Below are 13,578 nucleotides of genomic sequence, written 5' to 3' on the forward strand. Positions count from 1 at the left end.
TCAGCCTCAGACGCTGAGCAGCAGGAACTCGCGTTCCCAGGAACTGATCACCCGCTTGAAGTTCTCGTGTTCGGCGCGTTTCACCGCCACGTAGCCGCGCACGAACTTGCTGCCCAGGTAACGCTCGATGGTCGGGCACTCTTCCATGCGGGTCAGGGCGTCTTCGATGGTGATCGGCAGGCGCAGGTTGCGCCGCTCGTAGGCCCGGCCTTCCACCGCGGCGCTCGGCTCGATGCCCTCGACCATGCCCAGGTAGCCGCACAGCAGGCTGGCGGCGATGGCCAGGTAGGGGTTGGCGTCGGCGCCGGGCAGGCGGTTTTCCACGCGCATGGCTTCCGGGCCGGAGGTCGGCACGCGCAGGCCGACGGTACGGTTCTCTTCGCCCCATTCGACGTTGACCGGCGCCGAGGTGTCCGGCAGGAAACGGCGGAACGAATTGACGTTGGGCGCGAACATCGGCAGCACCTGGGGGATGTACTTCTGCAGGCCGCCGATGTGGTGGCGGAACAGCTCGCTCATGCGGCCCTCGGCGTCGGCGAAGATCGGCTTGCCGGTGGCGCTGTCGACCACGCTCTGGTGCAGGTGCATGGCGCTGCCGGGCTCATCGGCCACCGGCTTGGCCATGAAGGTGGCAGTGACGTTGTGCTTGAGCGCGGCCTCGCGCAGGGTGCGCTTGAACACGGTGATCTGGTCGGCCAGGTCGAGGGCGTCGCCATGGCGGAAGTTGATTTCCATCTGCGCCGGGCCGTCTTCGTGGATCAGCGTGTCGAGGTCCAGGCCCTGGGCTTCGCACCAGTCGTAGACGTCCTCGAACAGCGGATCGAATTCGTTGGCGGCGTCGATGGAGAACGACTGGCGTCCGCTCTCGGCCCGGCCGGAACGGCCCAGCGGCGCCTTCAGCGGCAGGTCCGGGTCTTCGCAGCGCTGGGTCAGGTAGAACTCCATCTCCGGTGCGACGATCGGCTGCCAGCCCTTGTCGGCGTACAGCTGCAGGACTTTCTTCAGCACGTTGCGCGGCGACAGTTCGATGGGGTTGCCGAACTTGTCGAAGGTGTCGTGGATGACGATGGCGGTCGGCTCGATGGCCCAGGGCACCAGGTAAATGCCCGAAGCGTCGGGGCGGCAGATCATGTCGATGTCCGCCGGGTCCAGCAGGTCGTAGTAGATGTCGTCGTCGACGAAGTCCCCGGTTACCGTTTGCAACAGCACACTTTCCGGCAGGCGCATGCCTCGCTCATGCAGGAACTTGTTGGTGGGCGCTATCTTGCCGCGGGCGATGCCGGTCAGGTCGCTGACCACGCATTCCACTTCGGTAATCTTGTGTTCTTTCAGCCAGGCAGACAGCTGATCGAAAGGGGCATTCATAAGGACCTCGTCAATGATTGTCGGTGACGCGCCAACGCTTGGGGTGGCCCGACAAGGCTTCCCCTGTGGCGCGTTGACGACTATCTTGGGCAAGCCTTGCGGTTCCATCTATCCACTTTAAGCAGCACCAAAGCGCACCAAAAGAGTGCGCAAGGTCCCTTCATGACAGCGTCGACAGCTCTCCAGGTCCAGGCCTTCAACACCTTCGATGTGGCCGATCAGATCCGTGCCACCCCGGGTTGGGTGCAGCATTACCAGCAGATGTCGCCCGGGCATTTCGCCGGGCAGGTGCGTTATCTGGACCTGCAAGGGGTGCAGATCTACGAGGAGTGCATGAACACCCGGGTCGAGCAGAATTTCAGCGCGCCCGAGGACTCCCTGGCGTTCTGTTTCGATCGCAGCGACAACGCCCTGTACCTGCTCAACGGCGAGAGCCGCAATATCTGGATCACCCCGGAGAACTACCAGGAAATCGCCGTGGTGTTCGGCCCGGAATTCGTTCGTGGCCATGGCCTCGACGCGCAGCGCCTCGACGGCCTGTTCCTGGCGCCGCTCAACTGCGGGCAGAACGCCTTGTTCAGCCGCTGGCTCAGCGCGACCCTGACCCGCCTGTCGCAGACCTTCGACCCACCCAGCCGCGAAGCCCTGACCCAGCAGTTGCTCGACGACTGCCTGTTTATCCTCGACAACGCCTGTGTGCGCCTGGACGGCGGCGGCCTGCGCCGGCGCGCCGAGGAGCGGGCGATCATGCAGCGGGTGGCGGAATGGGCGGCGGACGGCCCGGAAGACAGCCTCAACCTGCTGGAGTTGTCGCAGGTGGCCGGGGTGTCCCTGCGCCAGTTGCAAGGCGCGTTCAGGGCCTTCGCCGGCATGGCGCCGACCCAGTGGCTGCGCCTGCGCCGGCTGAACAGCGCGCACCGCGAACTGCTCAGCCGCGCCCCGGACGAAACCACCGTGGCCGAGGTGGCCATGCGCTGGTCGTTCTGGCACCTCGGGCGGTTTTCCAGCAGTTACCGCGCGCTGTTCAAGGAACTGCCGAGCGAGACCCTGCGCCGCGGCCAGCGTTGAGGTTTTCCTGGCCGCGGACCTGCAGGGCCATCGCCATTTCCAGCGTCATGCGGGGGGATGCCTGTCTGCCGAAGGGCGGCGGTGGCCATTGCGGCTCGGCCGCGGCGGCTTGGGCGGGTCATCCTCGTGCGCGTTTCCCGCAGACTGTTCGCGCAGGTAGCGCCACAGCGCCTGGGCGATGGTATTGCCGTTGAGCCCATTGCCGAAAACCTCCTGGCCGATGCTCAGGCCGAGCTTGCGATAGCTTTCGAACTGCGCTTCGTCGAAGAACTGGTCGGCGGTGGGCTGGTTGGGGAAGCTCTTGTTGAGCAGCGCGTAGTTCTGCACGTCCAGCGATACCGAGGCGATCAGCCGCGGCTTGAGCACCAGGATGCGACTGATCGGGGTGCCCGGCTCAAGGCAGGAGTAGACGTCGAGCAACAGGGCGCAGCGACGGTCCGCCTCTGACGGCGCGGTCTTGAAATGCGCCATGCGCCCGAACACGCTGCCCAGCACCTCGTCCTCGGTGATTCGCGTGTCTTCCCTGATCTCCAGGCCGTGGTCGATGCGCGCCAGGCGGATGAAATTGCTCAGGTCGTCGAACTGGTAATCGGGGTCGCAGCCACAGTCGCACATCACGATCAGCTCGACCTGGCGCTCCTGGCGCAGCAGTTCGTAGGCCGCCGTGTTCTCGAAGTGGCCACCGTCGGAGAGGTACTGATAGGCGCGTCGATGGCCATGGAAGTGCGCGGTCAATTCGTAGAACAGGTAGGTCTGGGTCGGCAGCCAGCGCGACAGCTTCAGGCCCAGGGATTGCTTGGGCTTTTCCGGCTTGGCGTCGATAAAGCGGCTGGGCCACCAGTTGCCCAGGCGCACGTTGGCCAGGCCCAGCAGCAGCGACATGCCCAGGCTGGTAGCGCGCCCCAGGCCGGTGGTGAAGGCCGCGCCGGAGATGCCTATCCATTGGCCGATGGTCAGCGGGTAGGCGATTTCCGAGGCGGGGATATTGTCCAGGTCGCGCTGATAGACCTTGCCGTCGAGGATGAAGGTCCCTTCACCCTTGACGCTGCCCGGCGCCAGGCACAGCGGCTTGCCCTTGCGATCGCGCTGCACCAGCTGCTCGGCGGGGTCGACCGTGAGGTTCATGGTCACGTTGATCAGGTGCAGCGGGCCGGCGCTGGGCGTGCCGTAGTAGTGCTCGACGCTGATGTCGTCGTTGCTCAGCGGCTCGGCCACGCTCATGTGCTTGCGTCGTTGCTCGGGCGTGCCGTCGAAGCGCTTGCCGTTGGTGGCGCCCATGTAGGCGCGGATCAGGCGGGCGCTGTAGTAGGCCTGCAAGGACGAGGTGTTGAGGAAACCGACGAAGCGGCTGCTGACCCAGGTCAGGACTGCCGCGACGCCCGCCAGCAGGAGCAGCCGCAGCACATGGCCGTTTTCCAGCAGGTTGAAACTGCCATCGGCGGTGACCCACACCACGAACAGCATCCACACCAGGCAGACCGCCGCCAGCAACAGCAGGCCGCCCAGCAGGCTCATGACCTCCAGGGGCAGCAGGCGCAGCCAGTCCGGCAGGACCTTTTCGTCGCGCAACAGCGCCAGGCGGCGCACCAGCCAGATCAGCACCGGGAGGATGCCGATGGTGCCCTGGGTCAGGGTCTGCAGGTGCAGGTAGATCGCCTCGGACAGCGACACCAGGAACGCGGCGAACAGCACCACGCCGAGGGCGATGATGATCTGCGCCAGCACCCGGGTGACCTCGACCCGGTAGTTGCGCACGGTAAAGATCCCGTCTTCGTCGTTGGCCTTGCGGGTCCGGTACTTCAGGCGCCAGATCAGCAGCCAGGCGTAGAGGATGCCCAGCAGCGCGATGGCGGCGAACCCGAGGAACAGCAGGCGCACGTTCGGCCTGTCGTCCGGCTGTTGCAGCAGCGCCCAGATGCCGACGAAGGCCAGGGCCATCACCGTGCAGGCCGCGGCCGCCAGGTTGCTCAGGGCCGGCGGATTGCTCAGGCTGTTTTTCGGCAGCACCAGCCAGTAGGCCAGGCAGCAGGGCAGCAGGCCTAGAATGAATACCGCGCCGGGCAGCAGGAACAGATTGGGCAGGTATTCCACCTGTATCAGCATCAGCAACGACAGCAGCAGCACGATCGGCATGCCGATGACGAAGTGCAGCGACAGCCAGTTGCGCCAGGTGATCGCCAGGGCGTAGAGCGCGTCCCCCGAGCCGGTCGGGGTCAGGTAGCGGCCGTTCTCCCGGAGCCAGGCTGTAGGGCCCTTGCCGATGTCTTTTTCGCTGGAATAGTCGATGCCGGTGCTGATGCGTCCCGGCGGCTCGTAGCGCAGGACTTCATAGGCGTTGACCGCCGCGGTCCTGGCCGCTTGTTGGGCGGGCGACAGGTGCGAGGCTTCGGCGTGCTCCTGGGCCTGCTCCCGACGCAGGCGATTGGGGATGAACAGGCTGGAGAAGAAACTGCCGATATAACCGCCGCCGCTGACCGTGGAGAGGTAGTCGAAACGCGGCAGCAGGGTGGTGGTGAGGTTGTCTTGTGGTGTTCTCGACTTTCGTGGGTTGGCCTGTTCCGGCGCGTTGGCCCGGGCCATCGCCTGCAGCACCCCCAGGCAAAAGGTGGCGCTGCGGATGCCACCGCCGGACAACGCCAGCCCCCAGGTCTTGAGGGGTTGGCCGTCCGGCGCGGGAAGGTATTTGAGACCCAATGCAGTGCGGCGGTTCTCGATGCGCTTCCTTTCCCCCTCGTAATGCTGGGTCGAGTCCATGATTGCTCCTTGCAAACTGAAGTAGTGGCATTGTGCAAATAGGATTAAAGCAGAACGCCGTCAGATTTTTCCGAATACAAGGAGCAACTCTGGATGAAGTTCACGAAATATTCTTTATTTAGAAATGTAATTAAAAATCATCGGCTTAGAGAGTTAATGCGGCTGTATCAGGATCAATGAATGCCTTGACCCCGGCCTGCAACCGCCGTGTAACTTGCTTGTTACTTGAGGTCACTACTTTGCGTGGGTCGCTATTTCCCGCCCTGTAACTTCAAGGAATTCAACCGCGTATGCCTACTCTCACTCGCAGGAAGCTCATGCAGGCCGCCGCCATCGGATCGGCCTTTACCTTACTGCCAGACTCCATCCGCCAGGCCCTGGCGATCCCCGCCAACAACCGCACCGGCACCATCCGCGACGTCGAGCACGTGGTGATCCTGATGCAGGAAAACCGCTCCTTCGACCACTACTTCGGCACCTTGCCCGGGGTGCGCGGTTTCAGCGACCGCTTCACCATTCCACTGCCCGGCAAGCGTTCGGTGTGGGAGCAGCAGGGCGTCGGGCGAGTGGTGCTGCCGTATCACCTGGACAGCTCGCGGGGCAACGCGCAGCGGGTCAACGGCACGCCGCATTCGTGGATCGACGAGCACGCGGCCTGGGGCAGCGGGCGCATGAGCGCCTGGCCGACCTTCAAGACCAACACCTCCATGGGCTACTACCGCGAGCAGGAGCTGCCGTTCCAGTTCGCCCTGGCCAACACCTTCACCCTGTGCGATGCCTACCACTGTTCGGTGCACGCCGGGACCAACCCCAACCGCCTGTTCCACTGGACCGGCACCAACGGCCCGACCGGCGCCAACGTGGCGGCGGTGGTCAACGAATGGGACGGCCCGGGCGCGGTGGACGTCGGCTACACCTGGAAAACCTACCCCGAGCGCCTGGAAGAGCGGGGCGTCAGCTGGAAGATCTACCAGTACCTGCCGGACAACTTCGGCGACAACCCCCTGGCCGGTTTCCGCCAGTACCGCCGCGCCAGCGTGGCGGCCGGCAACCCGGCGCAGCCGCCGGAAGATTTCACCGCCTTCGTGCCTTACAGCGACGCGCTGAATGCCCGGGTGCCGCTGTACAAGGGCAATGGCAACACCTTGCCGGCCCGCAGCGGCAGTGATCTGGAAGGCATGATCGCGGGGTTTCGCAACGACGTGCAGCAGGGCAAGCTGCCCAAGGTCAGCTGGATCGTCGCGCCGGCCACCTATTCCGAGCACCCGGGGCCGTCGAGCCCGGTGCAGGGCGGCTGGTTCACCCAGGAAATCCTCAAGGCGCTGACCGACAACCCCGAGGTCTGGAGCAAGACCGTGCTGCTGGTCAACTACGACGAGAACGACGGTTTCTTCGACCATGTGCCGTCGCCCTCGGCGCCTTCACGACGCCTGGACGGCAGCTTCGCCGGCAAGTCCACGGTGGATTTCGACAGTGAAGTGTTCACCCACCCGGCGCCACCGGGGACCACCCAGCAACCGCGTCCGGACGGCGGCATCTACGGCCCGGGCCCACGGGTGCCGATGCTGGTGCTGTCGCCGTGGAGCCGTGGCGGCTGGGTCAACTCCCAGGCGTTCGACCATACCTCGGTCCTGCAATTTCTCGAGAAGCGCTTCGGCGTGCGCGAGCCGAACATCAGCGCCTGGCGCCGCGCGGTGTGCGGCGACCTGACCTCGGCCTTCAACTTCGTCAATCCCAACAGCGAAATCCTCCCGCCGCTGCACACCACCACCCGCCAGGCCGCGGACCTGCTGCGCCAGCGCCAGGAACAACTGGCCCAGGTGCCGCTGCCGGACCCCAGCCGCCAGCAATTGCCGCAGCAGCAGCGCGTGGCTCGGCCGTCGCGGGCCTTGCCGTATCGGCTGAATGTCGAGGCCAAGGCCAAGCGCAAGGCGTTGAGCCTGACCCTGAGCCTGCAGAACAGTGGCGAGCAGGGCGCGGTGTTCCATGTCTACGATCGCCTGCACCTGCTGGACATTCCCCGTCGTTATACGGTGGAGGCGGGCAAGCAGCTCAAGGACAGCTGGCAGACCGCCGGGCACTACAAGCTGTGGCTGCTGGGGCCTAACGGTTTCCACCGCAGCTTCCACGGCAACCTGCTGCTGCGTCAGCCCGAGGTGTCGATGTTCAGCCGCGGCAACAACCTGCAACTGACCCTGAGCAACCCGAGCAAGGAGCCGGTGTCGATCACCATCGACCGTTGCCCCTACACCCATCAGGGGCCATGGCGTTTCGACGTGCCCGGGCGAAGCGAGATCCACCAGATGTTCGCCTGCCAGGCCAGCGGCGGCTGGTACGACCTGACTGTGCGCGCCGAGGGCGGCTGGCTGCGACGCCTGGCCGGGCGCCTGGAGACCGGGGCCCATAGCATCAGCGACCCGTTGATGGGCGTGTAACCGCGCACTAGTGCCCGGCCCGCAAGGGGCCGGGCACTGTTTCAGCTCCCCACCAGGCCTGGCGCCTGGAGCGCTTCATAGCCCTGGGACCATGGTCCCAGGGCGCCCGCCGATTTTCCCCGTCAGACGAAAACTACAAGCGAATCACACGAAAGGACTTGGTTTGCCTCATGAATATTAATTAGAATCAGTCTCATTTGAATAATCCTTCGCGCAGGGCTCTTGACATGATTGAAGCAGCGACGCCACCGGAGCAAAGCCTACATGCCCTGTACCGCGATCATCGAAGCTGGCTCGAGAGCTGGTTGCGCCAGCGCATGGGCAACGCCTGGGATGCGGCGGACCTGAGCCAGGACACCTTCCTGCGCGTGCTGACCAGCTCCCAGCAGCTGGTCGACCTGCGCGAGCCGCGGGCCTACCTGGTGACCGTGGGCAAGCGCCTGCTGAGCAACTTCTATACCCGGCGCAAACTCGAACAGGCCTACCTGGACGCGCTGGCCAGCCTGCCCGAAGACAGCGTGCCGTCCCCGGAACAGCGCTGGGTGCTGCTGGAAACCCTGCAAGCCCTCGACGAACTGCTCGACGGCCTGCCGCCGCTGGTGCGCCGGGCGTTTCTCTGGAGCCAGCTGGAAGGGCTGGGCTACCGCGAGATCGCCGAACGCCTCGACGTGTCGGAACGCACCGTCAAGCGCTACATGGCCCAGGCCTACGAACACTGCCTGCTGGTGGAGCTGTGATGCGCTCGGCGCCGTCCAGCGAAACCCGCGAAGTGGCCCGCGCGGCGGCCCAGTGGCTGGCGCTGCTGGAATCCGGCGCGGCCAACGCCGACGATCACGCCCGCCTGCAGCACTGGCGCAACAGCAACAGCCGTCACGAAAGCGCCTGGCAGAAGGCGCAGCAGCTGCGCCAGCGTTTCTCCGCGCTGCCGTCGGCCCTGGCGCTGGCCACCCTGGATCGTCCCGAGCCGTCGCGGCGCGCGGTACTCAAGCGCGCCCTCGGCGTCGCCGCACTGGTGCCGACCGCCTGGCTGCTGACACGCCAGCTACCGCTGGACGTATGGCGCGCCGACCTGCAGACCAGCACCGGTGAACACCGCACAGTGCCCCTGGCCGATGGCAGCTCCTTGCAGTTGAACACCGCCAGCGCAGTCAACGTCGACCTCGGCGCCCGGCAGGTGACCCTGGTGCGCGGCGAGATGGCGCTCAAGGTATCCGGCAGCGCGCCGCTGACCATTCAGGCGCGTTATGGCCGCATCATCGTCAGCCGCAGCGAAGTCTGCGTACGCCTCAACGAGCACGATTGCCGGGTGTCGGTGGTCAGCGGCTCGGTGCAGTTGCAACCCTTGTTCGGGCCGCAACTGGAGTTGCGCGAAGGCCAGCGGGTCCGGCTGCGCGCGGAGGGCGCCGGCCAGATCGACGCCTTCGACGCACAGCTGCCGGGCTGGCGCGACGGCGTGCTGATGGCGCAGAACCAGCCGCTGGGGGATTTCCTGCGCGAGCTGAGCCGTTATCGTCCGGGCCTGCTGCGCTGGGAGCCGGAACTGGAAGCCCTGCGCGTCACCGGCAGCTTCCGTCTCGACAACACCGACCGCGTGCTGTCGCTGCTGGCCGCCAGCCTGCCGCTGCAAGTGCATTCGCGCACCCGCTACTGGGTGACGCTGATCCCGCAGAAAAACCAGCCGAAAAACACCCCGCCAAAAAATATTGGCTGAAGCCTGTCCCTTTTTTTCGCCTCGCCGGTCATTCCAGGTAAGTGAACAAAAAACGAGAGCTTCCTCCCATGCCCGCAGTATTGCCTTTCCGTTTGCGCCCGGTTTCGCCGGGCCTGCGTCCGTTGTTGCATTTGGGCCTCATGCTGACCCTGAGTTCCAGTCCGTTGCTTATCCAGGCCAGCTGGGCGGCCGACGCCGCGCGGCGCAGCTATCAGGTGCCGGCCGGCCCGCTGAGCGCCGCGCTGACCCGTTTCGCCGGCCTGGCGGGGGTCAACCTGTCGGTGGACCCGCAGCTGGTCAGCGGTCGCAACAGCAGCGGCCTGTCCGGCGAGTACGGGGTGGAAGAGGGCTTTGCCCGCTTGCTGCAGGGTTCCGGCCTGCAACTGCAACCGGTGGGTGAACAGGCTTATATCCTGACCCCGGCGCCACAAGGCAGCAGCCTGCAACTGGCGCCGACCTCGATTCTCGGCGCCAGCGGCGCGACCGACAGCGACGTCTTCGCCGGCGGCCAGGTGGCGCGCCGTGGCTCCCAGGGCCTGCTGGGCTCGAAGGACTTCATGGAAACGCCGTTCAGCATGACCACCTATACCAGCGAGGTGGTGAAGAACCAGCAGGCGCGGACCCTCGGCGACCTGATCGCCAGCGACCCTTCGGTGCGCGCCACCAACCCGGCGGGCGGACGCTACGAGCAGTTCACCATCCGCGGCTTCAGCCTGTTCAACAGCGATGTCGCCTACAACGGCCTGTACGGCGTGCTGCCGACCTACACCATCGACATGGAAATGGCCGACCGGGTGGACATCCTCAAGGGCCCGACCCAGCTGATCAACGGCATCTCGCCGCGGGGCAGCGTCGGCGGCGGGATCAACGTGGTGCCCAAGCGCGCCACCGACAAGCCGATCACTGAATTCACCGGCAGCTACGCCTCCGACAGCCAGGTCGGCGGCGCGGTGGACATCGGCCGCCGGTTCGGCGAGGACAACAAGTTCGGTGTGCGCCTGAACGCGGTCAAGCAGTCCGGCGACACCAAGTGGGATCACCAGAGCGTCGACCGCGAGATGGCGGTGCTGGGCCTGGATTTCCGTGGCGAGCGCCTGCGCCTGTCGACGGACATCGGCCACACCGAGCGCGATACCGACGCGCCCCAGGAGCGGGTGCAGATCGGTGCCAACGCCAAGGTGCCGGACGCCGACGATGTGCGGCACAACTATGCGCAGTCCTGGAGCAAGGCACGGACCAAGGACACCTTCGGCACGGTGAATGCCGAATACGACGTCAACGACTCGATCATGCTGTACGGCGGCGTCGGTGCGCGCAAAAGCAACCACGACTTCCTCCGTCATGCGGTGTCGATCACCAACGACGCCGGCGACTTCAGCGTCCAGCCCCGCGACTTCACCCGCGACGAAAACGTGCGCACCACCACGGCGGGCGTGCGCAGCTGGTTCCACACCGGCCCGGTGAGCCATGAGGTCAACCTGGCGGCCAGCTACTTCTACATGGATTTCGAAAACGGCGGCGCGCGTTATGCCGCGTCCCCGAGCAACCTCTACAACCCGCGGCCGACGCCGACCCCGTCGCGGCCGACGCGCTTCGACCCCAAGGTCTACACCGAGAACCGCTTCAGCGGCGTGGCGCTGTCCGACACCCTGGGCTTCTTCGATGACCGCCTGCTGCTGACCCTCGGCGCACGCTGGCAGCGGGTCAAGGTCGACGACTGGAGCGACGGCATCAAGGGCGACACCGCCTACGACGAGGAAAAGGTCTCGCCTTCGGGTGGCCTGCTGTTCAAGGCCACCGATCAGTTGTCGCTGTACGTCAACTACATGGAAGGCCTGAGCCAGGGCAAGATCGCGCCGTCGACCTCGATCAACGAAGACGAAATCTTCCCACCGTTCATCAGCCGCCAGGTCGAGGCCGGCGCCAAGTACGACGCCGGGGCGTTCGCCCTGACCGCCGCGGTGTTCCGCATCAAGCAGCCGGCCTACGAGACCAACGCCACCACCCGGGTCTTCGGCCCGAACGGCAAGCGCCAGAACGACGGCGTCGAGTTGAGCGTGTTCGGCGAGCCGCTCAAGGGCTTCCGCCTGCTGGGCGGGGTGATGTACATCGACAGCGAACTGAAGGACACCACCAATGGCACCTTCGACGGCAACCGGGCGCCGGCCACGCCGAAGTACAACGTCAACCTGGGTGCCGAATGGGATGTGCCGAAGGTCCAGGGCCTGACCCTGACCGCGCGCGGCATCTATTCCAGCTCGCAGTACCTGGACCAGGCCAACAGCAAGGAAATCGACTCCTGGGAGCGTTTCGACCTGGGTGCGCGCTACGCATTCAAGCTCGACGACAAGGACATCACCTTGCGCGCCAATGTCGAAAACGTGCTGGACAAGCGTTACTGGAGTTCGGCCGGGGCCTCGGACGACAGCGAGCCGGGGTTGACCCTGGCGACGCCGCGGACCCTGTTGCTCTCGGCAACCCTGGGTTTCTGAGAAAACGATGCGAAGCGCCACAGGGAAGGGCGCGCCGCTTTGTTGATCGACCATGACCGGTTCCCGGTCGAGGAAGGATGTATGCCCGTTATTACATGATGAACTTGCCCGCCTCTTGAATGAGGTATTGGCCATTTAATGGCAACTAACAAAGTTGTCAGAAAGATGGCAATAACATGGCGAACTCATGGCATCATTAATGACTTTTTCCAGGTTTATCAACTTGGCTATTGGCGTGCGCGCGATAGTTAACTTATATCCGAAAGCGCTATGTAAATATTCCAAATAAGTTCGAATAAGCAGTTGCGCCTTTTTATTAATGATAATAATTTGCATGTCGAATTTAACGAGGGTGAACAGATGTTGAATGATGGCATATTGCGCACTAGTCCTCTGCAAAAGACCAATGCCGACTATCTGGCCAGACAAGGCAAGTTCGAATCCAATGTGCGCAGTTATCCGCGCAAGTTGCCGCTGGCCATCGCCAAGGCGCATGGGGTCTGGGTCACCGACGTCGAAGGCAAGACCTACCTGGACTGCCTGGCCGGCGCCGGCACCCTGGCCCTGGGGCACAACCACCCGGCGATCATGGCCAGCCTCGACAGCTTTCTGGCCTCGGGCATGCCCATGCACACCCTGGACCTGACCACAGTGGTCAAGGACGCCTTCAGCGAAACCCTGCTCAGCCTGTTGCCGGGCCAGGGGCGCGACTACTGCCTGCAATTTTGCGGGCCGTCCGGGGCGGACGCGGTGGAAGCGGCGCTGAAGCTGGCCAAGACCCACACCGGGCGGCACAACGTCATCAGCTTCTCCGGGGCCTACCACGGCATGACCCACGGCGCCCTGGCGCTGACCGGCAATACCGCGCCGAAGAACGCCATCGCCGGCCTGATGCCGGGGGTGCAGTTCATGCCGTACCCCCACGAATACCGCTGCCCCCTGGGTATCGGCGGGGAGGCCGGGGTCGAGGCGCTGACCCACTACTTCACCCAGTTCATCGAAGACGTGGAAAGCGGCGTGTCCTTGCCGGCGGCGGTGATTCTCGAAGCGGTGCAGGGCGAGGGCGGGGTCAACTGCGCGCCGGCCAGCTGGCTGCAAGCGATCCGCGAAGTGACCCGCAAGCACGGCATCGTGCTGATCCTCGACGAAGTGCAGGCCGGTTTTGCCCGCACCGGCAAGATGTTCGCCTTCGAGCACGCCGGCATCGAGCCGGACATGATCGTCATGTCCAAGGCGGTGGGCGGTGGCCTGCCGATGGCGGTGCTGGGCATCAAGCGCGAGTTCGATGCCTGGGAACCGGGCAACCACGCCGGCACCTTCCGCGGCAACCAGATGGCCATGGCCGCGGGCCTGGCGACCCTGCAGGTGCTGCGCGAGCAGAACATCGCGGCCCTGGCCGAGCGCCGCGGGCAGTGGCTCAAGGAGCAACTGACAGCCTTGCAGCAGAGCTATCCGGCCCTGGGCCAGGTGCGCGGACGCGGCCTGATGCTGGGCATCGAGATCGTCGACGAGCGCCAGCCGGCCGACCGCCATGGGCATTTCCCGTCGGACCCGAGCCTGGCCGTGGCTATCCAGCAGCACTGCTTCAAACAGGGCCTGCTGTTGGAGCGCGGCGGACGCCGGGGCAACGTGATTCGCCTGTTGCCGCCGCTGGTCATCGACGATGAACAGTGCCAGCAAGTTATCCAGCGGTTTACCCGCGCGGTGGCGGACGCTTTATTGCAGACCCGTTCTTGAAGTGCGGTTCCGGGGA

Annotated in this window: 8 protein-coding genes; 6 read left to right on the top strand and 2 right to left on the bottom strand. The window is 65.1% G+C overall.

The genetic code is table 11. From position 1 onward, the window contains the following. Nucleotides 1-6 precede the first annotated feature (6 nt). Nucleotides 7-1,365 (bottom strand): glutamine synthetase family protein, encoded by a 1,359-nt coding sequence (locus tag J4D52_RS18110; protein ID WP_025808798.1) that lies wholly within the window; start codon nucleotides 1,363-1,365, stop codon nucleotides 7-9. A 162-nt stretch (nucleotides 1,366-1,527) separates the two neighbouring features. Here J4D52_RS18110 and J4D52_RS18115 point away from each other — a divergent pair, with 162 nt between their 5' ends. Further along, entirely contained in the window at nucleotides 1,528-2,433 is a 906-nt protein-coding gene (locus J4D52_RS18115) for a helix-turn-helix domain-containing protein (protein WP_102677283.1), read from the top strand. Nucleotides 2,434-2,478: 45 nt separating this feature from the next. On the opposite strand, the gene J4D52_RS18120 is transcribed toward J4D52_RS18115, so the two are convergent. Beyond that, entirely contained in the window at nucleotides 2,479-5,187 is a 2,709-nt protein-coding gene (locus J4D52_RS18120) for a hypothetical protein (protein WP_102677284.1), read from the bottom strand. 290 nt (nucleotides 5,188-5,477) lie between these two features. On the opposite strand from J4D52_RS18120, the gene J4D52_RS18125 reads away from it, so the two are divergent. From J4D52_RS18125 to J4D52_RS18145, 5 genes are all read left to right on the top strand, one after another. After that, entirely contained in the window at nucleotides 5,478-7,622 is a 2,145-nt protein-coding gene (locus J4D52_RS18125; protein ID WP_102677285.1) for a phosphocholine-specific phospholipase C, read from the top strand. Between the two features lie 227 nt (nucleotides 7,623-7,849). Further along, a complete protein-coding gene (locus J4D52_RS18130; protein WP_007925423.1) occupies nucleotides 7,850-8,359 on the top strand; it encodes a sigma-70 family RNA polymerase sigma factor in 510 nt (169 codons plus the stop codon). Continuing rightward, the gene (locus J4D52_RS18135; RefSeq protein WP_102677286.1) at nucleotides 8,359-9,333 is read left to right on the top strand and encodes a FecR domain-containing protein; all 975 of its coding nucleotides are present in this window, start codon (nucleotides 8,359-8,361) and stop codon (nucleotides 9,331-9,333) included. Before J4D52_RS18130 ends, J4D52_RS18135 begins: the two co-directional genes overlap by 1 nt. Nucleotides 9,334-9,401: 68 nt before the next feature. Beyond that, a complete protein-coding gene (locus tag J4D52_RS18140; protein ID WP_102677287.1) occupies nucleotides 9,402-11,825 on the top strand; it encodes a TonB-dependent receptor in 2,424 nt (807 codons plus the stop codon). Between the two features lie 360 nt (nucleotides 11,826-12,185). After that, on the top strand, nucleotides 12,186-13,562 hold the full coding sequence (locus tag J4D52_RS18145; protein WP_102677301.1) for a diaminobutyrate--2-oxoglutarate transaminase: 1,377 nt from the start codon (nucleotides 12,186-12,188) through the stop codon (nucleotides 13,560-13,562). Nucleotides 13,563-13,578: the final 16 nt, after the last annotated feature.

Source organism: Pseudomonas sp. GW460-12-10-14-TSB1, assembly GCF_017349775.1.
In the GTDB taxonomy this organism is placed as follows: domain Bacteria; phylum Pseudomonadota; class Gammaproteobacteria; order Pseudomonadales; family Pseudomonadaceae; genus Aquipseudomonas; species Aquipseudomonas piscium.